Origin of the sequence: Actinomycetospora soli (assembly GCF_021026295.1) — a bacterium.
Lineage (GTDB): Bacteria > Actinomycetota > Actinomycetes > Mycobacteriales > Pseudonocardiaceae > Actinomycetospora > Actinomycetospora soli.
In genome coordinates, this window is the sequence record NZ_JAJNDA010000003.1 from 118,014 (window position 1) to 140,319 (window position 22,306).

At 69.0% G+C, this 22,306-nt stretch carries 11 protein-coding genes; 9 read left to right on the forward strand and 2 right to left on the reverse strand.

Translation table 11 applies throughout. The features are described from left to right. Nucleotides 1-129: 129 nt before the first annotated feature. Complete coding sequence (locus LN037_RS05490; protein ID WP_230750609.1) at nucleotides 130-4,545, forward strand: protein kinase domain-containing protein; 4,416 nt, start codon at nucleotides 130-132, stop codon at nucleotides 4,543-4,545. Here the strand turns inward: LN037_RS05490 and LN037_RS05495 are convergent. Continuing rightward, nucleotides 4,536-9,182: a PDDEXK-like endonuclease domain-containing protein gene (locus LN037_RS05495; protein WP_230750610.1), complete on the reverse strand. Its 4,647-nt coding sequence runs from the start codon at nucleotides 9,180-9,182 to the stop codon at nucleotides 4,536-4,538. The genes LN037_RS05490 and LN037_RS05495 overlap by 10 nt on opposite strands. A gap of 165 nt (nucleotides 9,183-9,347) precedes the next feature. On the opposite strand from LN037_RS05495, the gene LN037_RS05500 reads away from it, so the two are divergent. From LN037_RS05500 to LN037_RS05520, 5 genes are all read left to right on the forward strand, one after another. Further along, nucleotides 9,348-9,671, forward strand: coding sequence for a hypothetical protein (locus LN037_RS05500; RefSeq protein ID WP_230750612.1), 324 nt, complete (start codon nucleotides 9,348-9,350; stop codon nucleotides 9,669-9,671). Nucleotides 9,672-10,078: 407 nt separating this feature from the next. Further along, on the forward strand, nucleotides 10,079-10,546 hold the full coding sequence (locus LN037_RS05505) for a hypothetical protein (protein WP_230750613.1): 468 nt from the start codon (nucleotides 10,079-10,081) through the stop codon (nucleotides 10,544-10,546). Between the two features lie 29 nt (nucleotides 10,547-10,575). After that, complete coding sequence (locus LN037_RS05510; RefSeq protein ID WP_230750615.1) at nucleotides 10,576-11,325, forward strand: hypothetical protein; 750 nt, start codon at nucleotides 10,576-10,578, stop codon at nucleotides 11,323-11,325. Nucleotides 11,326-11,379: 54 nt separating this feature from the next. Then, complete coding sequence (locus tag LN037_RS05515) at nucleotides 11,380-12,357, forward strand: endonuclease NucS domain-containing protein (protein WP_230750616.1); 978 nt, start codon at nucleotides 11,380-11,382, stop codon at nucleotides 12,355-12,357. Next, nucleotides 12,318-13,103 carry a hypothetical protein gene (locus LN037_RS05520; RefSeq protein ID WP_230750618.1) on the forward strand — a complete coding sequence of 262 codons (786 nt, stop codon included), beginning with the start codon at nucleotides 12,318-12,320 and terminating at the stop codon, nucleotides 13,101-13,103. The genes LN037_RS05515 and LN037_RS05520 overlap by 40 nt, the downstream gene beginning before the upstream one ends. Before the next feature lie 29 nt (nucleotides 13,104-13,132). Here LN037_RS05520 and LN037_RS05525 read toward each other — a convergent pair whose 3' ends face one another. Then, on the reverse strand, nucleotides 13,133-13,927 hold the full coding sequence (locus LN037_RS05525) for an 8-oxoguanine DNA glycosylase OGG fold protein (protein ID WP_230750621.1): 795 nt from the start codon (nucleotides 13,925-13,927) through the stop codon (nucleotides 13,133-13,135). Between the two features lie 226 nt (nucleotides 13,928-14,153). Here LN037_RS05525 and LN037_RS05530 point away from each other — a divergent pair, with 226 nt between their 5' ends. Genes LN037_RS05530 through LN037_RS05540 form a run of 3 tightly spaced genes read left to right on the forward strand, consistent with a single transcriptional unit; the run spans nucleotide 14,154 to nucleotide 21,786 of the window. Further along, entirely contained in the window at nucleotides 14,154-17,174 is a 3,021-nt protein-coding gene (locus LN037_RS05530; protein ID WP_230750623.1) for a PD-(D/E)XK nuclease family protein, read from the forward strand. After that, nucleotides 17,171-20,380, forward strand: a complete 3,210-nt coding sequence (locus LN037_RS05535) for a UvrD-helicase domain-containing protein (RefSeq protein ID WP_230750625.1) — start codon at nucleotides 17,171-17,173, stop codon at nucleotides 20,378-20,380. Before LN037_RS05530 ends, LN037_RS05535 begins: the two co-directional genes overlap by 4 nt. Beyond that, complete coding sequence (locus LN037_RS05540; protein WP_230750627.1) at nucleotides 20,377-21,786, forward strand: PDDEXK family nuclease; 1,410 nt, start codon at nucleotides 20,377-20,379, stop codon at nucleotides 21,784-21,786. The genes LN037_RS05535 and LN037_RS05540 overlap by 4 nt, the downstream gene beginning before the upstream one ends. Nucleotides 21,787-22,306: the final 520 nt, after the last annotated feature.

The following is a 22,306-nucleotide window of genomic DNA, read 5'->3' on the forward strand; positions in this document are numbered from 1 at the left end:
CTATTCGGGTGGATCTCCACCCGCCTCGGCGCGACTGGGTCGCGGACGGGGCGCGACAGTGTCAGACCCGTCGCCTACGGTGATCCGCGGCGCCCACCCGTGGTGAGCGCCGGGCCGCGAAGGGGGACCGTGGACGCCGACTCGTCACGCTGGCACGAGATCACGCCGTCGGCGTTCGACCACGAGAAGCGCGCGCTCGAGCACCTCCGAGGGCTGCTCCCTGACCGACAGCCCTTCCAGGTCTGGACGAACTTCACCTTCACCTCGGACCAGGGCCATGTGCGCGAGGTCGACGCGTTGGTCGTCTGCCCGGCCGGCGTCCACCTGATCGAGATCAAGAACTTCCGCGGACGGCTCCATAACCGGGGCTCGATCTGGATGCTCGACGGCGAGATGGGCACGAGCCGAGACAACCCGATCGGCCTGGCCATGCAAAAGGCGAAGGAGCTGCGGTCCCGTCTCCGTGTGGCAGCACGAGCGGAGCGCGTCGACATCCCCTACATCGGTGCGGCCATCTTCCTCGCCGAGCCCGGGATGCGGTGCGAGCTCGACGAGGCGGAGCGACACCACGTGTACGCGCCGAACGATGCCGTCAACGACCTCCCGAAGCTCGGCCGCGACCTCCTGCTTGCCACACCGGGCCATCGCGCCCCGCAGCCCGACTTCTTCCGGCGCGTGCAAGGGCTCCTCGGCAAGGTCGGCATCGCCCGAACACGGCGCAGCGTGACCGTCGGGGTCTGGGAGATCGAGCCTCGCCCGTTCGACTCCGGGCCCACGTGGGGCGACCACCACGCCACCCGTCCCGACATCCCCGGCGACTACCGCCGCATCCGCATCTATCTCTATCAACGCCAGACCGACCAGGAGTCGCGGGAGTCGGTCAAGAACGCGGCCTACCGTGAATACCAGGCGACCCGCGCCATCAGCCACCCCGGCATTCTGGCGCCGAGTGAGGTCCTGGAGCACGAGATGGGTCCGGCGCTGCTCATCGAGCAGCACCGCGACGCCATGCGGCTCGACCACTGGGTCGCGGAGCACAACGACGCCCTGACCCTCCCCCAGCGGCTCGGCCTCATCCGGCAGCTCGCCGAGGCAGTCGGCTACGCCCACGAGCGGCGCCTCGTCCACCGCGCGCTCTCACCGCGCGCGGTGATCGTCCAGCCGGACGGCCGGCTGCGCGTCGGGGAGTGGCAGGTCGCCGAGCGGGGACGATCGTCGACCAAGACCGCGCACCGGGTGCTCGCCACCAGTCACGCCGGCAACCACGTCGAGGCCGCGGCGTCCGGCTACCTCGCGCCCGAGTTCACGAACGGTGCCGACGGCACCGTCGCGATCGACGTCTTCGGTCTCGGTGCTGTCTCCTACCTCCTTCTCACGGGCAAGCCGCCCGCCACGGGGCGCATCCCGCTCATGGAGCGGCTCGCGACCGAGGACGGGCTCCGCCCGTCGACGGACGTCGCGGACCTCCCGCCCGCTCTCGACGAGTTGGTGGCCTTCGCGACGGCGCCGCGGGTCGCGTCGCGGCACAGCGATGTTGACGAGTTCCTCGCCTTCCTGGCCCAGATCGAGGCCGAGAACTCCCCCGCCGTCGAGACCTTCGATCCGCTGGATGCACGAGCAGGCGACGGGTTGCCGGGCGGCTATCGCGTGGTGCGGCCCCTCGGTAGTGGAGCGTCGTCGCGCGGGTTCCTGGTCGAACGCCACGGCCACGAGTCCGTCCTGAAGATCGGTCGCACCGCCGAGGCGGACGAGTGGCTCGTCGGCGAAGCCATTGCCCTCGACGAGCTACGTCACGAGCACGTCGTGGCCCTTCGGCAGGGCATGTTCGCGCTCGGGAACCGCTCAGCCATCGAGCTCTCCTTCGCCGGGGATCGTACGCTGGCGCAGCTCCTCCACGAGGACGGCAGCCCCGACGTGGAGACCGCGGAACGGCTCGGTACTCAGCTCGCCAATGCACTCGCCTACGTGCACGACCACGACACGTTCCACCGGGACATCAAGCCGGACAACGTGGGTCTGCAAGCCCACGCCCGACGCGGCCTGTCAGCGACGCTGTTCGACTTCTCGCTCGCCGGCGCCTCGACCGCCGACGTCCTCGTCGGGACTTACGGGTACCGCGACCCCTTCGTCGGGGGCACCGATCGCCCGACGTTCGACCGGGCGGCCGACCTCTACTCCCTGGCGGTGACGCTGCACGAAGTGCTCACCGGCGAGATGCCGCGGTGGGGAGACGACGGCACCGACCCGCGCTTCGTCGACGAGGTCACGCTGTCGGAGGAGCACTTCCCGGGGGAGCATCGAGCGGCCCTGTCCACGTTCTTCCGCACCGCGCTGCACCGCTCCGCGACGAGTCGTCACCGAAACGCCTCGCACTTCGCGCAAGCGTGGCGGGAGGTCTTCCACGGCCGGCCCGAGGAACCCGAGATCGAGGACGAGACGGCCGAGCGCACGGCGCGTCTCGTCGTCCACGTCGACGCCCTCGCCGAGGTGCGGCGGATGGACCGCACACTTCAAGACGCTGTCCTGGACGCCGTGCGCTCCTTCCCGCGTCGTCTTCCCGCGTTAGTGCCGCCGCCCGGGGCGGCGGATCCGCGCATGCGGACGCTATCCATCTCCGACACCCATAGCGGAGCGGTCCTCGCGCCCGCATCAGAGGGCGACGACCTCTTCCTTCTCCTGCGCGTTCTCCCGCACGACGAAGCGCGTTCCTGGGCCACGAAGCACGGCGTCACGATCAACGGCGTCTCCGGCGCGATCGAGCTACGCGACGTCGTCGAACTCGACCGTCTCGAGGCCGAACTCGAAGCGGCAGCGCACCGTGCCCCCGCTCTCCTGTTCGACAGCATCGACGACGCCGACCTGGAGCGGCTCGGGATCGACGAGCAGGTCCGGGGCGTCGCTCGCAGTCTCACCAACGAGGCCACGCTCCGCACCCTCCAGGGTTACCTCCCTGAGGAACAGTTCAGCGTCCTGCTCGCACTGGCCGCCGGTCGCACGCCCGACGAGGTATGGACCGACATCGTCGCGCCGCGCAGCGCGCCCGATCCGGTTGATCCCGACGACGTCGAAGCTGCGGTCGAACGCACGCAAGGCAAGCTGCTGCGCGTCGACGACACCTCCCTCGGCGACTACCTGGAACGCCCGATCTCCGCGTGGCGAACCTTCCTCCACCCCTCGCAGGAACGCATCGCCTACCGGCCGTCCTTCTGGGGCAGCGCCCAGGTCACCGGCGGTCCAGGCACCGGAAAGACGGTTGCGGCACTGCACCGCGTCAAGTACTTGACGCAGCGCAAGCCGCTGCCTCCGAAGTCAATCCTCGTCACGACGTACACCAACTCGCTCGAGGCCGCGCTCGAACGCGACCTCCGGCAGATGGACCTCACTCTCGACGAGCTCGAGGCGGTGCAGGTCCAGAACATCGACTCGTGGACCCGCAGCATCGTCGAGGATGCGCTCGGCCGCGCCCCAACGATCGTGAAACCGGGGGACTCCAACCAGCGTTGGAAGCGTGCTGCGCAGCGTGCGGGGGTGTCCGAGTCGCCGTCGTTCCTCGAGGCGGAGCTCAAGAACGTCGTACTCGCGCAGCGCCTGGACGACGAGGACGCCTACCTCTCGTGCATCCGCCACGGCCGCGGCCGCCCGGTGCGGCGCGGCGAGCGACGAGGGCTGTGGGCCGCGATGACCGCGTACCAGCAGGGCCTCGCAAGCGACCGGCTCTGGACGTGGGCCGGTCTCGCCGACAAGGCGGCCCAGCTCCTCGAGCACCGGGCGGCGCCACCCTTCCAGCATGTCGTCGTCGATGAGGTACAGGACCTCCACCCCGCGCAGCTCCGCGTCCTGCGCGCCGCCTGCAAGCGAGGAACGGACGACATCTTCCTGACTGGCGACCCCCACCAGCGGATCTGGAGCAACCGGGTTTCGCTGAAGCAGGTCGGGATCAGTGTCGCGAACCGCTCGTTCAAGTTGAAGATCAACTATCGAACCAGTGCCGAGATCCTCGACTGGGCCCTCGGCATCCTGGGACCAGGCGAACACGAGAACTTCGACGGCACACGCGACTCGCTCGCGGAGTACCGCGCGAGCTTCCACGGCCGTCCGCCGGTTCTGGTCGGCTACGACTCCGAGTCCGCCGAAATGGACGCTCTGGCCGACGCTGTCCGTGGGTGGGAGAAGGACGGAGTCGCCGGCGAGGACATCGCCGTGCTCGGCCGCACGCGCGACATCCGAGACCGTGCGCGAGCCGCCCTCGACGCCGCAGGCATATCGACTCGGGGGGTCACCGACGACGCCACCGACGGTCGAGTCTGCTGCGCCACGATGCACGGGGTGAAAGGCCTCGAATTCCGGGCGGTCGTGCTGGTCGGGGTGTCGCAGGACGCCGTGCCAAACCGCTTCGCTGTCACGTCCGAGAGCCAGGACCCCACTCAGCACGAGCAGGACCTGCAGCAGGAGCGGAACGTCTTGTTCGTCGCGGCGACGCGAGCGCGAGAGGAGCTCCGTGTGACGTGGTCAGGCGAGCCCAGCCGTTTCCTCGGTCAGCGCTGACGCCTCAGCTCCGCCCGCATCGTCGTCCGGAGGTCCGCTGAGGACGTGAACACCCGGCATCCAAGCGCCGTCAGACGCGGGATGTCGGCCTCTTCGGGGTCGAGCTCCAGGACGACGGGCTTACCACCGGTGGGGTGGATGCCGTCGGCCCAGAAGAGTTCCGCGATGCAGAGCAGCGCCCCGCCCTCCGGGTCCAGGACCTCCTGGTCCACGGCCGGCTCGACCGCGCCGAGCGAGCGCAGCTCCTCCGTCAGCCGCCGGACCTGGGCACGGCGACTCGCCTCGGACGCGACGTGCCCCGACGGCGGGGTCACGGGCCTCCGCTCCGCCGGCGTCGGCGACATGCGCGACTCGGCCGGGCCACCCGCGAGCTTGGTGTGCCGCGGACGAGGAAGGCTGAAGACCGGGTCCTTCGTTCCGGCCTTGCTCAACCGCCCCGCCACCGACAGGTCGCTGAGCAGGCCGCGCGCCTCCATCTTGGGAACGCCGATCAGGTCTGCGAGCGCCGGAGCAGTCAGCGACCCTCGCGACGCCACGAGGTCAACGACCACACCCCGCACCTCGTCCGTTGTCATCCCGTTGATCGAGACCTCGGGCTCCAGTTCGACGAAAGGAGCCTCATCCTCCGGGGCGCGTGCCACCGGAGCTGATGGTGCCCGCGGCGGATCAGGAGTCTCGACGACGTGTTCAGTGCTCGGACGCGGGGCGGGCTTCGGCGTCGAGGAGGAGGTCGGCGGCGCAGGCGTGGTCGGGTCGGCGACGTCAGGCAGAGCGCCTGCGGACAAGACCTCGAGCACGTCCAGCGGTTCCTCCGCAATCGCGATCGACGAGTCGGTCGTCGGCGCGCGGTCGATCACTCGCACCGGCGTGAGCTCGGCACCGTCGGCGAGCAGGGGACGGATTCCGGCGGCCTCGAGGTCCCGGGCCACCCGACGTCGCACCCCGGCGCGGTCGAGGACATAGCTCGACTCCCGCACTCGGAAAAACCGCCATCCCGCCCGCTTCAGCTCCTGCTCGCGGTCGAGCTCGGCGCGCCGCTCTTCGTCGCTCGCACGGTAGGTGTCCGCATCGCACTCAACCGCGACCCGGCCGCCGGGGCCGGTCACCACGAGGTCCAGACGGCGGCCGTTGATCTCGAGCTGCGGCGTGACGTGGTGCCCTGACCATGCCAGGTCGCGGAAGACGTTCTGCTCCAGCAGCGAGTCGAAGCCGGGCACCCGCTCGTAACGGCTGATCCCCTCCGGCATGGCTGCCAGGGCCTGGTCGTCCGTACTCGTCATGTACTCCAGCAGCGAGCGGCGAAGGTCCTTCCCGCCGAGCTGCTCGACCGACATCGAGTGCACGATCCAGAGCTGGTCCTGAGCACGCGAGGCGGCCACGTTGAACCGCTGGCGGTACATCTCGTTGCTCAGCGCGATGGAGCGGTAATCCGGCGCGAGCACCATCGACAGCCAGATGACGTTGCGCTCGTCGCCCTGGAAGTCAGGCGGGCTGCCGACCCGCAGCTTGCGCTTCGTCCACTCCTCGTCTCCGATGCGGCCCCGCAGCACGTTCTCGATCAACGTGACCTGTGCGTGGCCCTGCAGGACGACGACACCGAAGGTGCGGCCGTCGTAGGCAGGATCGGCTACGCACTGCTCGACGAGGTCCGCGATCACCTCGGCCTCGCGGCGGTTCGCGATCTTCTCGCGTCCGCCCGTCTGCACCGCGTCGGGCACGTGGGTGGCGCGCAGCGGTGGCAGGCGGTCGGCACCGAACTGGCGGAGCGGCACGAGCGGGGCGTCCGCGTAGAACTCGCCCGACGACCATTCGATGATCTCGGGCATGCAGCGGAAGTGCTCCTGCAACCGGATCACCTGTGGGAAGCACGACCGGAGCAGCGAGAACACGCTCGACTTCGAGGTGAACTGGAGCCGCCGGTGCGCCGGGAGGTCGGGCAGCTCGTTGTCGAGGCGGTCGAAGATCGGAGCGAGTGCGCCCATCGTCACCTCGGCCGGGGTGCACTGCTTGTCGTCCCCGACGACGATCATCCGCGGGGCGAGCCAGAGCAGGAATGCGCTCGTCAACTCCGCTTGGCTGGCCTCGTCGACGATGACGACGTCGAACACGTCCTTTTCCGGCGCAACGGAGGCCAGGACCTGCTGGATCGGCATGATCCACGCAGGCACCGCGTGCTGGGCCTCGGTCATGGCCGCCCGCGCGGCCTGCCGGAAGCGCTCGGCGTACTTCCCGGTGCCCTTCCCGACCTGACTCGCCCGCTCCCGGTACATCTGGAGCGCTTGCATCTCCTGGGCCGACATGCCCTCCAGGCACGCCTTCCATGCCTTGTCCGCCGCCAGCTCGGCCGTGACCTGACCCAGGTCGTACGTCGCGGTTGCCAGCTCCCGCTCGAGGGTCTGTTCACGCCCGGGAGCCTGGTGGCGCTCCATCCATGCGGCGGCGCGGGCGCGGGCCCACGCCTGTGGCAGCCGAGCGAGGCGTCCGTCCCAGTGGCTCGCGTCGGACTCATCCCACAGCTCGTCCGCGAGTTGCGGCGCGGCCGCACGCAGCCGGCCCATCAGGTCGTCGCACCGCCGCTGGTCCTGCTGCTCCGACGCCGCGACGTCGAGCGACTCGACAGCCTGTCGGTACCGGTCCGGGTCGGCCGCTCGCCACGCCGCGAGGAGTTCGACGTGCTCCGGGGACCGCTCCCCACCCGCGTCGACGTCCAGAGTGTCCGCGACCGTCGTGATCTCGTGTCGGGCGACACGAGCGCGCCGGGCGTCGGTCACCTGAAGCGCGACCCCCGCCACCCGATGGAGCCCGGCGAGGCTATCGATGCGCGGGCGTCGAGCCGCCGGGAGGGGCGAGAGGAGCCGGCCGATCTCCTGCTGGCACTCCATCACGGCGGAGACGGCGCGACACACATCCGCGGTGTCGGCCATCTGGTCGATGAGATCGGCTCGATAGTTGCTCGGGCGCACACCGATTCCCAGCGGCTCGAAGACCCGGTGCAGGTGGATTGCCGTTTCGACGACGCGCAGGTGCCCGGCGGCGATCCGAGCAGCACCCGGCGAGTCGACCTTGGCGCCATTGACGAGGACGCGGTCGCCGTACGATTCGATCTTCTTCTGCTCGGGACTCTTCATCCACGGCCAGAAGCTCGAACCGTTCTGCTCCTGATCGAGGGCGTACGCCTCGAGGGAGGCTGCGTCCGGAACGGGAACCGTCACGAGGTCGACCGCCACCTCGGCATTCTGCGCCGCGCGGTCACCCTCCTGTGCCTGCGGGATCGACGCGAGCTGCGCGATCGCGCTCTGCCAGGCGTGCCGTCGGCCGCCGCGCAGTTGCTCCTGCGCCATGGCCATGCCCCACTGGCGGTTGCCAGGGCCGTGCTCCAGCTCCGCCAGGGCGTTGCCGACCCGCCGCGCTGCCGGATCCAGCCGAGCGAGCTCGTCGTCGGGAAGGTTCTCGATGTCGGCGACGAGCGCACCCTCCTCCCCCGAGACCGCTCGGTCGCCGCGGTGGAGGGACTCCGCGAGCTGGGCGAGCCGGCTCGCTGCGGGAAGGTCGCCGCGCACCGGCAGCACCTGCCGTCGTCGGGAGCGTCGACTGTCGGTCTCGGAACGCAGCAGGGCCAGGAGCTCGGAGAGCTCAGCAGGGCCGAGTGGCGCGGACTCGGGCACGAGGTCGCGAATCCATGCGTCGTCGGTGCTGGCGAGGAGGGCACGGGCGATCGCCGCCGTCGTTCCGGCGAAACCGGGCGCGACCTCGGGGTGGATCTCGGTCTCGGCGTCGCGCATAGCCTGGATCTCGACGAGGAGTCGCTGCCGCTCGGCCAGGATCGTCGTTCGACGATGAGTGAGGTCCGTGATGCGGCGGCTCGCGCGAGCGGCGTCGAAGGAGGTCTTGGCCGTCGAGATCTTCGTGACGCTGCGCGCGAGGTCCGAGTCGCCGCGCGACGAGGCGTCCGTCATCGAGATGCACAGGTCCTGCATCTGCTGCGGGAGCTTGTCCCGCAGCACCTTGAGGGCCTGCGCCTTCTCACTGGTGACGAGCACGCGCTGACCCTGGGCGAGCAAGCTGGACACCAGGTTCGCGATGGTGTGGGTCTTGCCGGTCCCGGGCGGGCCCTCGACCACGACCCCACTGTCGGAGCCCATGCGGTCGATGATCTGACGCTGGGCGGGGTTCGCCGGCAGGGGGAAGAGCGGGTCAGCGGCAAGGTCGAGCCCAGAGGTCTTCCCGGTGCGTTCGAGCCATCCGAGCCGCACGTCGCTCTCGAGCGGCGCAACGAGTTGCGCCAGGCCGAGTGGGATCGGCGTCTCCTCGTTCTCGAGGGCACGGATGATCGTCGCGTAGTAGTTGCGCAGCGCGTAGCCGCTCCGGGGACGGGCGACGATCGCCGGGGCGTGCGTGACGGTGCTGGTCTGTCCCGTCGGCTCCGCCCAGCCGTCGTCGGCGTCGCAGTGCACGCGCAGGGCACGGCTGCGCCACTCCTTGACGAAGCCGGCCACGGCCGGGTCGATCGCGCTGGCGGCGTCCTCGTCGAGGCGTTCCCGCAGCGTCGGACCGCCGGAGCCGTCGAACCAGTCCTCGCCAGCCAGGATCTCGTCGTCCTCGAGGCGCGGAGGCGCGTCGGTCAGGCTGACGACCATGTCCCCGGTGGTGGACTCGCGGATGAGGTCGACCGGCTGGTTCACGACGTGGATGTGGACGCCGCCCGTGTCGGGGTCAGGCAGGTGGAGGAGGCCCCCGCCGAGGACGATCTCGACCGACTCCGGCCGGTCTTCGGCGACCCGGTGCAGGCGGAACAGCTCGTCGTGGACGGCGGCCCGGGCCCGGCGGACGCGCTCGGCTGCGGCCCAGGTCTCCCACTCACGACGCCACCGCGTGAACCGGTCCCGCTTCTGCGGGACCTCGTCGAGATCGACGATGACGCCGTTGTCGGGTCCGTGGTCGGCGAGCACGGGCTCGGTGAGGTTCCGCTCGCTGACCTGCACCCATCGGTGCAGCTCGGCGGGGATCGCCGGCATCGGCTCGGACGGGACCCGCGGCGCGCGCAGGACCTCGTGCCCCGGCTCGGTCACCTCGTGCACCGCGACGTGCTCGCGTGCGACGCCGAGCCAGACGACGCCATGACATGAGTCGGTGTGGCGCGTCGGCCGGGTCTTCGCGGCGGCGATCGCGCTCAGCACGCGCATCAGTCGCCGGACGCGGTCTCGCAGAGCTGGGTCCCACTCAGGCTGGGAGACAGCAGAAGACACCGGTGACGCACCTTCCCCCGACGGTGATCGCTGGTGATCACCCTAGAACGACGGCGGGCTGTCGGTCATCCGGTTCGTCGACTCGACCGTGCCCGCTGACTGTTCGGGAACGGACGGTGCTGCGTTACGCGGACAGCGAAGGCGCGAGACGCAGGGCGGCGAGCGGTACCACGTCAACTATCGCCGCGACCGTGCTTCGCCGAGAGTTGGGAAGTCCGGGTGAAGCCCGGCGAATCGCCCTGTCTCGTCTCGCCGTCCGCGCTGTTCTCAGACGCGGAGGTGGAGCCATGCGGAAGTTGCGGATCGGACAAGTCGGGGTGGCGCTCACACTGGCAGTCGTCGCCGGCGTGGGTGTCCCAGGAATCGCCGAGGCGAGTCCGGGAGCGCTAGCCGAGCAATTCGTCACGGCAGGAGAGACGAGGGGCGACTACGTCCACTTGTCGAGAACCACGTCGATGCTCGCAGCGTCGGCGCACGGGTGGTGGACCTGGCCTGAGCCGACCGATCTCAAGGCGCGAGTCACCGTGCAGCTACAGGTGAACAGAGGGGGCACGTGGGTCGACGCGGGGCCGCCTGGCAGCGAGGTCACCCGCCCGGGAACAGGCGGGTCCGGCCGTCGCGCCAATGCCTTCGTAGTCTGTGCCACGTCGGTCAACACCGAGTGGAGGAGCGTCGTTGACGTGGACATCATCGGCAGACTCGACAGCCCGAACAAGCTGTACACAGCCTCGCGACCCCTGAATTGCGGGGTGTAGAGAGCGTGGCGGCCCTTCGGGTGGGGTCGATGGCGGTCGGCGTGTTCGGTCACCTCGCCGCGGACGAGTCGCTGTACGCGCGGGACGACGACTGCTACAGCACCTTCTACTCGCTGAGCGGCGTCCTGGGACAGTTGGTCTCGGCGAACGCCAACGACCCGCGTAGCGGACTGTGGGGCATGAACGATGCCGGCGGCCCATGGCTGGGCTCGAGCTCGACTGGGCGCCGGGCGGAGTTCCAGGTCGCGCCTGACGTCGGGTGGGGCCCGGCACTGCCGCTGGAGGCGTTCACGTTCACCGCGCTGGCCTCGGTCGCCCGCTTCGGACCACTCGAACTTCACGGCCTCGAGTACTACGTGCCGATGGAGTCAGTCCAGCCGGCCCCGTCAGAGATCGAGACCGGGAGGGCGTGGTTCGCCACAGCCGACACCGGCACACGGACACGGCTGCGGATCACGATCGACTCCGGCGACTCGCCGGCCGCGCCCGACAACGCCGACGACATCGTGCGCGCGATCGAACGGATCAGCCCGGCTGAGGAGCGCACCGACGTCTCCATCCCGCATGGGCTCGAGCACGTGGACTTCAGCGACCCGGTCCCATGGCGGTGGTGGCTCGGGGAGGGCGTCCCGCACCTCCTGACGTTGCAAGCAACGGCGACCGAGTGGAGCGGCCTGGGCGTCGGGCGGGTGGCGAGACTCATCGTTGAGGCCTGTTCCTCGATTGGAGTCGTCGACCCCATCGGAGTCCGAGTGGTTCGAGAAACGTCCGCTCCTTGATGCGGTCCCGACCTACGACAGGTCGGGACGCTCGCCGTCACGCGGAACGCTGCTTTGCACGAGCTCGAGTCGACGCCCGAAGGCGTGACCTCGCGGCATGTCGTCGCGTTGATGCTGGTGATGGTGATGGACGCGATGGGGGGCACCGTGGCGGAGCGCGAGCCGCAGCACTGGGTGTGGGTGACCGGTCCTGAGTACTACCTCGAGTCGGACGGGGTCACGGAGAACCGAGAGCTCGACCCGGACTCCGACTATGCGACCGACAACTGGTGGACTTGCCACCGCGATACGAAGAAGGACGACCTCGTCGTCCTCTACCGGTCGACAGTCGCCAAGGACATCAAGTACCTCATCCGCGCCACCTCTGATGCGTACACCCTGGCTGACGACCCGGATGCCGAACCTGGCTGGACCTGGGGTTGCGACTTCGAGGTGATCGAGCGGTTCGACCACGGCATCGGCATCGCGGAGCTCCGCTCCGACCCGATCACGGCTCAGTGGCCAGCCCTGCGTGCCGCCTTCGTGCGCAGTGCGTGGTCGGTTCCGCAGGACGTCTGGGACCGGCTCCTGCAGATGGCCGAAGTCACCAGTCATCACGTCGCGCTTCAGATCCGCGTCTCGCTGCAGAGGGCGCTAAAGGAGGCGGAGATCGAGGAGGAGCTGCTGACCTCGCCCGCTCTCCTCCGGAATGTTGGGCTCTCCTTCGACCACCTTCGTAGTCAGGTGAAGTGCCGCGCCAGTGGCTTCGCGGACCTGGTTGGCTACAACCGGTCGGACATGCCGTCTGTCGTGATCGAGCTCAAGAGAGGAAGAGCGAGCCGAGACGCGGTCGCTCAGGTACTCGGCTATCGGGCCAGCCTGCAGAAGGAGTACAAGCCCCGGCGGCACGTTCGCGCTGTGCTGATCGCGGAAGCACTCGACGTCCGAGCGGGCGACCTCGTTGCTGACCACCCTTACCTCGAGTTCATCCCACTCGACGATCTGGACCTGCGGTGCCGACCCGCATCGGTACGGCGTCGGGCCCGCTCATGAATCTCCGTGAGCTCGTCGGTGCGGACCGGCCGTACTGGCAGATCAACCGCGAAGAACGCAACCTCGTCGCGCTGCTGTATGCCGCCCTCCTGCAGGGAGACAACCTCATACGCTTCCTGCGCGCCATAGACGCGAACCTTCCGGTCGAGCCAGAGGTGGTCACCGCGTACGTGGAATACGCGTACCTGCGTGACATCTGGGCCGCCATCGGTCGCGACAACTCGCTCAAGCGGAAGGCGATCACGGAGCTGCTCCGGACGCCGGACGTTCTAGCGCTGCAGAGCGCGACAACCTCCGAGTGGAACGAGCACTTCGGCGTCCGATCCAGAACCGACATCGAGAGCCCCAGCAACTGGGTCGTGAAGCGTTTCGACGAGACGATCGAGTCCAACGCCGATTTCATTGCGACCTGCCGCTTCAAGTGGTGCTTCCGCGCGAAGCCCGACCTGGTCATCCACACGACACATCAACACGCTCTCGTCATCGAGGCCAAGGTCGAGTCGGGCGAAGGCAGCTACCCGGCCACGGCAGCAGAGAAAAGCATCTTCAAGCGGCGCGGACTGCGCCGGGTCTCTCAGACCGAGTTGCAGGAGCACATGATGCGGGAACTGCTCGGCATCGAGGCGCGCCACGTCTTCCTGACCCTTCGCGGTCAACGGCAGCAGCTGAGCTGGAGCGACGCCTTCAAGGCCCTGGATCTCTCCGGTTTGCCGACCTGGGCGCAGCGATGGGTTGAGCGCTACTGACGACGAGATGCTCAACGACAGCGTCGAGCTCAGCCCTCGTCGAGCAGCAAGCCCAGTCGCTCCAGGCAGTCAGAGAGCTCGATCTTCTTGTCCTCACTGAGGTCCGAGCGTTCAACGAGATCGGCCAGCTCCTCGAGGACGTTCTCAACTCGTCGAGGCTGTGCTTCACGCGCTCCCGGCCCACGGAGCGCGAACTCGAAGATCGCCTCCTCGACGTCGCCTACTGAGGGTCCTCGAGCTTCGCCCCACTCGGTCAGCTTCTCGCAGTACAGCTCATAGTCTTGAGGTCGGCGCCACGACCAGATGTCCAGCCTCAGACCCACGTTATCGGCGAGCCACGACCGGACCACGCGGTCGAGGACCGGCGCCGCTGGCTTCACGCCAGCCGCTTCAACTGCGAAGAACAGGAACTTGGTGCCGAAAGCGACGCCGAGATGTTGGACTGGATGGTCGGCCATGGCCCGGAACCCCACTGGCCCTCCCCCAGCGGTCGCCTCCGCATGGACGGCGAGCAGCCGGGCTGGCGCGTCTGCGACGTCCAAGATTCGGCGAGTCCTCCAGGCGCCATAACCTACTCGCCCGAATCCCCAAACCATAGACGCGATGAAAGCGTCGACCACGGTCGTCTCGGTGGCCTCGGCTTGCGCAACGGCGAAGACCTCCAGAACGTCCCCGCGACCGAGAGGGTTGGGCAGACTTTCGACAACTGAGTAGTCCGCGAAGTGCTTCTCCCACGCTTTTTCAGACCACGCAACGGCTCGCTGGCGGTGCCCCTCCCTCCAGAACTCGATGGCGTCGTCAACCGGTTTCGGAACATCAGACATGCGGCGAGAAGGTAGAGCGGTGCCGCACACCACGTCGTCACTCCATCAGTTGCTCCCACCCGCGTCGAGCGCATGACCACCCGGACGGCTCACCCTGCGACGAGCGGCTCGCCGACCCGGGCGTCCCCCAGGAGGAGCCGCCCGTCGCCCGATGTCGTGATCTGACCGCAGAGCGCTTTCGTTCGGCCTCCGCGATCACCAGCATCACCCGTCGGGGGGAGATCCAATGCCGACGACCGTCACCACCACGCCCTACGGCGCGGCGGCCTACAACGCGCTGCGGCGAGCCGTCCACGAGGCCAAGAGCGGAAACCCGCTGGAGCTCGTGACCATCGTGGTCCCGTCCGAGCGCATCGGCGTCGCAGCCAGGCGAGCGCTCGCCCGTGGCGACCACGAGCATCCACCGGGGATCGCCGCCCTCTCGATCCTCACGCTGCGGCGGATCGCTGAGACACGCGCCGCCAACCAGCTCCTCGCCCAGGGCCGGCGGCCACTCACCGGCCCGAGCCTCGCCGATGCAGTTCGCCGCCGACTCTCCGCAGAGCCCGGACCGTTCGCACCCGTCGCTGAGCACATCGGCACCGTCCGCGCTCTCGCCGAGGCGCACCGCACCCTGAAGCCGCACACCGCTGCGACCCTCGATGCCCTCGGGAACGACGAGGTCGTCCGCGGCACAGTCGCCCTTCACCGCGCACTCGCCGCGGACCTCCACACGACTACCTACGACGAGACCGACCTCCTCCGCGCCGCGTCCGACCAGGCTCACGACGGCGGGAAGCTCGTCCTGTTCCTCCCCCAGGACCTCGACCTGCCCGAGCTGACCCTCCTGCAGACGCTGAGCCGCACAGGGGACCTCCACGTCGTCCTCGGTCTCACCAGCCACGAGGACGCCGACGCCGGCCCGCTCGCGGTCGCACGAGCTCTCGGCCACGACCTCCAACCCGACGACGACGCCATCCCCACAGCCGCTCGCGTCCTGCATGCCTCGGACCCCGACGACGAGGTCCGGGCCGTCGTCCGCCGTGTCGCCGAGGACCTCGCAATCTACGAGGGCCATCGCATCGCGGTCCTGCACGCGAGCGCCGATCCCTACGCCCGCCTCCTGCACGAACACCTTCGTCGGGCTGACATCGCCTTCTTCGGGCGCGGTATCCGCCCCGCCGTCGAGACGGCCTACGGCCGCACGGTGTTGCGCCTCCTTGCCCTACCGGACCATGACTTCGCCCGGACCGAGGTCCTCGGCGTCGTCGCAGGCGGTCCCGTTCATCACCGTGATCAGCACGCGCCGAGCAGCGCCTGGGAACGCGTGTCGCGGGCCGCCGGCGTTACTCGCGGCGCGGCGTGGTCGCGCCTCGAGACCTTCGCGAGTCACGCTCGGACGAAGGCCACCGACGAGCGCCAGCGGGAGGCCGCTCGCGAGTGGCTCGCCGCCCGTCACGACCGCGACGCCGACACCGCTGATCAGCTCTTTGCCTTCGTCGCCCACCTGCAGGCCGAACTCAGCCGGCTTGACGACGCCGACACCTGGGCCGACGCCACCTACGCCGTCAGGAACCTCCTCGAGCTTCTCGCCGACGACCTCCCGCCCGAGGACGCCGCAGCTGCGCGCCGCGTCGACGCGACTCTGACCGCCGCCGGGACCGGTTTCACCGCCCCGTCCCGACGACGAGTCATCGAGCTCCTCGAGCTCGAACTCGACGCCGTCCTCGACCGCGTCGGCACGATCGGCGTCGGTGTGCACGTGGGTCCTGTGTCGGAGGGCATCGGCGACGACGTCGACCGCGTCTACGTCCTCGGCGCCGCGGAGGGCCTGCTGCCACCGCGCACCGCCGACGATCCGCTGCTTCCTGACCGAGCGCGCGCTCGCACTCACGGCACGCTCCCCACGACCTCCGAGCGAACCGCCCGCCGACACCGCCACGTCCTCGCCGCGCTCGCGGCCGCGCCTCGAGAAGGCCGGACGATGAGCTTCCCGCGCGGGGATCTCCGCCGGGGTGGCGAGCGGGTCCCCAGCCGATGGCTGCTCCCGACCCTACGCGCGCTCGGCCGCGACCGTGGCCTGCAGGCCACGAAGTGGCGCGAGATCGACCACCGCTTGGAGCCGTCGACCTCGTACCCCGCTGCGCTCCTTACCACCGGCACACCCGCCTCAGCGCAGGAGTGGCGTCAGGTCGCCGCGGTCGCCGGCACTCTCGACGGCGACGAGACCATCACACGCGCCCAACGCCTTCGTCGGGAACGCGCGTCCGAACAGTTCACCGCGTACGACGGCAACCTGGCCGGTGAGGACGTCCCGGACCCGACCGCCAGCGACCGCCTCTCCCCCACCGCCCTCGAGGACTGGGTGCGCTGCCCGCACGCCTACTTCCAATTCCGGCTCCTCGGGGTGGGCCCTGTCGAGGAGCCGGAAGAGGTCGTGCAGATCTCTGCGGTGGAGCGCGGGTTCGTGCTGCATGACGTCTGGGACAAGCTGGTCAACGCCGCCCTCGCCGAGGGCTGGGCACCAGGTCCGGGCGAACCGTGGCCACCGCGAGCCGCTGATCGCCTCGAAGCGCTCGCGGAGTCCGCGTTCGAGGAGGCCGTGGAGCGCGGCGTCACCGGCGCGCGGCTGCTCTGGGACCAGGACCAGCGCACGCTCATGCGCGACCTCACCACGTGGCTGGCCAAGGACGACGAGCGCCGCCTCCGGCTCGACGAAGCCGTCCCCATCGGCGCCGAGTACGCCTTCGGACAAGGGACCACGCCTGCCGTCGGGATCGAGCTCGGTGACGGTCGTCAGTTGCGGCTGCGCGGGACGATCGACCGAGTCGATCGTCGTCGGGACGGTGGCCTGGCCGTGACCGACTACAAGACGGGGCGCGCCGACTCCTACAAGGCGATCACGCCGGACGACCCGACGGATCACGGCCAGCGCCTCCAGCTGCCGGTGTATGCGCTCGCGGCACGGGCGAACTACGGCGACGGCCCGGTGCGCTCCGAGTACTGGTTCACGAGTCTCAAGGGCGGATTCACGCCGATCGGCTACGACGTGACCGACGACGTCCTCGAGGAGACCCGCCGCGTGCTGCGGGTGATCGTCGACAGCATCCGCGACGGCGTCTTCCTCGCGCGGCCGCCGAAGTCCTCCTTCTGGGGTTGTGCATGGTGCGCACCGGACGGGCTGAGTACCGAGCACGTCCGCGAGGTCTGGGACCGCAAGCATTCCGGGGCGGAGCAGCTGCGGGCGATGCTCGGGGAGGGTTCATGACGACGACCGCGGCACTTCCCGACGACGAGGTCCGCAACCGGATCCGCCATGACCTCGACTCGACGCTCTTCGTCGACGCCGGCGCCGGCTCGGGTAAGACCACCGTGCTGGTCGATCGGATCGTGCAGTTGGTCGAGTCCGGGATTCCGCTGCGGCACATCGCCGCGGTGACGTTCACCGAGAAGGCAGCGGCTGAGCTGCGCGACCGGCTGCGGGAGGCGTTGGAGGAGGCCGGTCTCGACCAAGCGGGCCGCGAGTTGGACGGGGCCGCTATCGGGACGTTGCACTCGTTCGCGCGACGCATCCTCTCCGAGCACCCGCTCGCGGTCGGGCTGCCGCCGCTGGTGGACGTGCTCGACGAGGTCGGGTCGCAGGTCGCCGCCGACCGGTGGTGGCGTCAGCTCCAGATCGAGCTGCTCGACGACGACGAGACCGCGCCACTGATCCGGCTCGGCCTCGCCGCCGACATGAAGCTCGACCACCTCCGTGAGCTGGTGATCGAACTCGAGTCGAACTGGGATTTGGTCGAGGAACGACTGGCCGGAGTCGAGCCGCCAACGACGCCGTACGTTGACGTCGGCTCGTACCTGGCGCGAGCACGCGCCCTCCTCGATCGCCGCCGCGAGTGCACTGACCCGTCGGACAAGCTGCTCGCCAGATTCCCGCTGCTCGAGGACTGGGTGCGCCAGGCCGAGGCGACCGACGACGGCGCGCAGCTGCTCGACCTGATCGACGAGATCCCGTCGTCGGGCAATGGCGGGAAGGCTGCCGCGTGGGGCGGGCAGGCAGCGGCCATCAAGGCGGAGTTCAAACAGCTCAGTGAGGACGGCAAGGCCGAGCAGGCGGCCGTCATGAATCGGGTCGTTCGGTGCCTGCTGCCGCGCCTGGGCCGCGAGGTCTTGACGGCGGCCGAGGGTCGCGTCCGCGAGGGGCGACTCCGATTCCACGATCTCCTGGTGCTCGCTCGCCGCCTGGTCCGGCAGTCCTCCTCCGCGCGAAAGGACCTGCAGGAGCGCTACCAGCGCCTCCTGCTCGACGAGGCCCAGGACACCGACCCGATCCAGGTCGAGCTCGCGGTACGCATCGCCGGTGGTGCAGAGGCCGACGGGCTGTGGCCCGACGTCGTCGTACCGCCGGGTTCGCTGTTCTTCGTCGGTGACGGCAAGCAGTCGATCTACCGGTTCCGTCGCGCCGACATCGGCGTCTACCTCGAGACCCAACGCCTCGGCGAGACCGTCGCGCTGACGACCAACTTCCGCTCCTCCCCCGAGGTCCTCGACTGGATCAACGCCGTCTTCGGCCGTCTGATCCAGGACGAGCCCGGCGTGCAGCCCGAGTACCGGGCGCTCGACGTCGACCCGCACCGAGCCGACGGACACGGGGCCGTGACGGTGCTGGGGTCGGAGGCGCATCCCGGCGGCCGCGAGACGACGGCGGACGATCTCCGTCAGGCGGAGGCGCGCGACATCGCCGGGCTGATCGTGACGGCGTTGCGCGAGGGCTGGACGGTCGGTGACCGCAGCACGCGGTGGGCGGAGCGGCCCGTCCGCCCCGATGACATCACGATCCTGCTCCCGACCCGGAACGCGATCTTCGCGATCGAGACCCAGCTCGACGAGGCCGGTATCCCCTACCGCACCGAAGCGGCGTCGATCGTCTACTCGGCGACCGAGGTGCGGGAGCTGATGACGTGTCTGCGCGCGGTCGACGACCCGACCGACGAGCTCGCCGTCGTCGCGACCCTCCGCAGCTCGCTGTTCGGGTGCTCGGACGTGGAGCTGTGGCGATGGCGCCGCGACGACGGGTCGTGGAACCTCTTCGCGCCCCGCCCGGGGTCGGAGCCGGTCGGGCTGGCGCTCGATCAGCTGCGGGATTGGTCACGAGCTCGATCTCGGCTGGCCCCTGCCGAGCTGCTGGACCTGGTGCTGGAGCGACGGCGGGTCCTCGAGGTCGCGGTCGACTCTCCTCGGTACCGCGAGGTCTGGCGCCGGCTGCGGTTCGTCGTGGACCAGGCCCGCGCGTGGTCGGAGGCCGAGCGCGGCTCGCTGCGCGAGTACCTGGCGTGGGCGGCACGGCAGGCCGACGACTCGGTGCGGGTCACCGAGACCGTCCTCCCCGAGACCGACACGCGCACCGTCCGGATCACCACGATCCACGCGTCGAAGGGCCTGCAGTTCGCGTTCGTCATCGTGGGCGGGCTGTGGTCGCCTGGCTATCTGGGTCGGCCGACGGTGCTGTGGCCGTCATCGGGAGGTGTCGAGGTGGCGCTGTCGGCCAAGCTCCGCACGACGGGTTACGCGGACGCCGACGTCGTCGAGAAGGCGATCGAGCACGGCGAGCGCCTTCGCCTGCTGTACGTCGCGTGCACGCGGGCCGAGTCGCGCCTAGCCGTGTCGTTGCACCGCAAGGAGACGCCGCCCGGCAAGGAGGACCCGGCGTGCGTCTCCTCCGAGGTACTGGCCCGGGCGGCCTTCGAGGTCCCGTCCTCGACGTTCTCGACGCCCGGACCGTCGCGCTGGCGCGCCGAGGCCGAGCCGGCTCGGCCCGAGCCGACGCCGTGGGAGTCGTGGAGCTCGGCGCACACGCTCGCGGCGGATCGGTCGGCGGCGCGCGAAGCCGTGTCGGCGACGGCGATCGCCCACGGTGAGGTGTCGTTGCCGTCGTTCCCGCCAGGCCTGGTGAAGGACCCGGTCGACCTCGAGCTTCCGCCCTGGCGCAAGGGTCGCTACGGGGAGGCCTTTGGACGGGCAGTCCACGCCGTGCTGCAGACGATCGACTTGGCGACCGGCGACGGCCTGCGCGAGCTCGCCGAGTCGCAAGGGGCGGCCGAGGGCGTCCTCGACGCGGTGGACGACGTCGAGGCGGCCGTGCGCTCGGCGCTGGCCTCGGCAGTCGTTCAGCGCGCCGCCGCCCGCCCGCACTGGCGGGAAACCTACGTCGGAACCGTCGTCGACGGGACTCTCGTCGAGGGCTACATCGACCTGCTCTACCGCGACGACGACGGCCTCGTCATCGTTGATTTCAAGACCGATGCCAGCATCTCCGCCGAGACACTCGCTGCCTATGAGCGCCAGCTCCAGGTCTACGAGCGGGCGTTGTCCGACTCGACCGGCGAGCAGATGATCCGCTCGATCCTGCTCTTCCCGCATCCCGGCGGTGCCGTCGCCCGAGCAAGGTCGCGTGAGGAAAGGACGGAGCCCCAGTGACCCAACTGTTCATCGTCGACGACGCGCGGGCAACGCCGGCCGAGGCGACGAGCCTGCCCGACTCCGAGCTGAGGGAGCGCGAACACCTTCAGGAGTGGGTCATCACCAACCCGTCGGTACTCGGCGACGACGTCTTGGTGATCACCTCGGAGTACAACCATTGGGTCGCGGAAAGCGATGGGGTGCCGGCCCGCGACCGCCTCGACGTCCTTGGCCTCGACGAAGCCGGACGTCTCGTCGTGGTTGAGCTCAAGCGCGGCGTCGCCACGCGTGACATCCATCTTCAAGCCATCACCTACGCGGCTTTGGTGTCACGCTTCACCCTCGACACTCTCGCCCAAGCGCATGCCGAGTTCCTCACCCGCAGGCTCGATAAGCCCGTCACAGCGGAGGAGGGTCGTTCGCGGATCGTCGACCACGTCAGTGACAATCTCGACCCTGACGTTCTCAAACGTCCGCGCCTGGTCCTCATCGCTTCGTCTTTCCCGAAGCAGGTCACCTCGTCGGTCGTCTGGCTCTCCGAGATGAGCCTGGATATCTCACTGGTCCAAGTCTCGCTGTGGCGGGTGGCAGATCGGCTAGTCGCTGACTTCTCCACCATCTACCCCGTCCCTGAGGTGGAGGAATTCACCCTCGCTCCAGAGCGGGTGAAAGCGGGCGAGGTCACCAAGCGCATCGATCAACGAGCGCGCAGCAAGAATATCGTCCAGCTCCTGGTTGAGTCCGAGTCGATACCTTCGGGGACAAACCTGCGGATCGTCCCCCACGGGACGACGGCAGAGGCTCGCAAGGCGCTTGAGGCTTGGCTGGACGAGGACAGCGCGCGTCGCGTAGCGATCTGGACCGGGGAGTCGCCCAAGGCCATCCGTTGGCTGGGCGATGACTACACACCGACCGGCGTCGCCAACGACGTGCTCGGCCAGACCACGGGGAGCAAGGGAGCGATCCAGGGTCCGGCGTGGTTCGTCCTCGATGACCCGACCTGCCCTGGTGACGTAGACCCTGAGCAGTGGGCCGAGTTCCAGGGCAAGACTCTGGTCGAAATCGCTCAAGCGCTCGGCCTGTACTTGGCCGCCGAACGGCGCGCACCGATCATCGACCGACTTCTCGCTTCCGACGAGCCAGCGGAGGGCCAAGCCCTCACGATCGTCGTGCCGCCCCTCAAGCGGAACGTTGACAGCATCCGCTCCTGGCTCGCCGAGGACTCGAGCCGCGTTTCAGCGACGTGGCGCCAAGATCCCGACACGCAAGTGATCTGGGCCTACGACGGGCAGGCCTGGTCCATGAAGAGACTCGCTAGCGAGATCCTCCGGCTCAGCCTAGGCGTCGAGACCAACAACGTCTGGGGGCCGAACTGGTTCCAGGTCGCGGACGGTCGCACCTTGAGCAAGATTGCAGATATCTAGAGCTTCACCGTCCGCGGCACCTTCACTGAGAGCGAAGCCCAATGATTCAGAACATCTCAGCAGTAGTGACGGCGGTCGGGGTACTGCTCGCTGCGCTGTCGATCCGAGCCGCTCAGCGCCAGAGACTCCGATCCTTCGAGTCGTTCTACGTAGAGCGATACTGGTCCCTCATGGACTCTCTGTCGTTACCGGCGATCAAGCTCGACCCGGACTATAAGCGATGCCCGTCCGACGAGAAAGTCGTCTACTCGTACCTTCGCCTGTGCGAGGACGAATGCGAACTCCGAGAGAAAGGTTGGATAGGAGACGCCACCTGGAAAATCTGGACAGACGGAATGGCGGCTCAATTCGATCGAGAACCGTTCGCACAGACTCTAAAGGAGGTCCGAGATAAGTACGGTAAGACTCAGTACAAGCTGCTTCAAGAACTTCAGGATCAAGAATGGAAAGCTGCCACAATCCACCCCAAGCTCGTACATCGAGTCAGGGCCGGCCTCACCGGGACCTCTGGGGTCTGACT

Coding starts and splice junctions, on each gene's coding strand:
- LN037_RS05505 (WP_230750613.1), top strand. CDS start 10,079: ATGCGGAAGTTGCGGATCGGACAAGTCGGGGTGGCGCTCACACTGGCA.
- LN037_RS05510 (WP_230750615.1), top strand. CDS start 10,576: ATGGCGGTCGGCGTGTTCGGTCACCTCGCCGCGGACGAGTCGCTGTAC.
- LN037_RS05530 (WP_230750623.1), top strand. CDS start 14,154: ATGCCGACGACCGTCACCACCACGCCCTACGGCGCGGCGGCCTACAAC.
- LN037_RS05535 (WP_230750625.1), top strand. CDS start 17,171: ATGACGACGACCGCGGCACTTCCCGACGACGAGGTCCGCAACCGGATC.
- LN037_RS05495 (WP_230750610.1), bottom strand. CDS start 9,182: ATGGTCGTCAGCCTGACCGACGCGCCTCCGCGCCTCGAGGACGACGAG.
- LN037_RS05525 (WP_230750621.1), bottom strand. CDS start 13,927: ATGTCTGATGTTCCGAAACCGGTTGACGACGCCATCGAGTTCTGGAGG.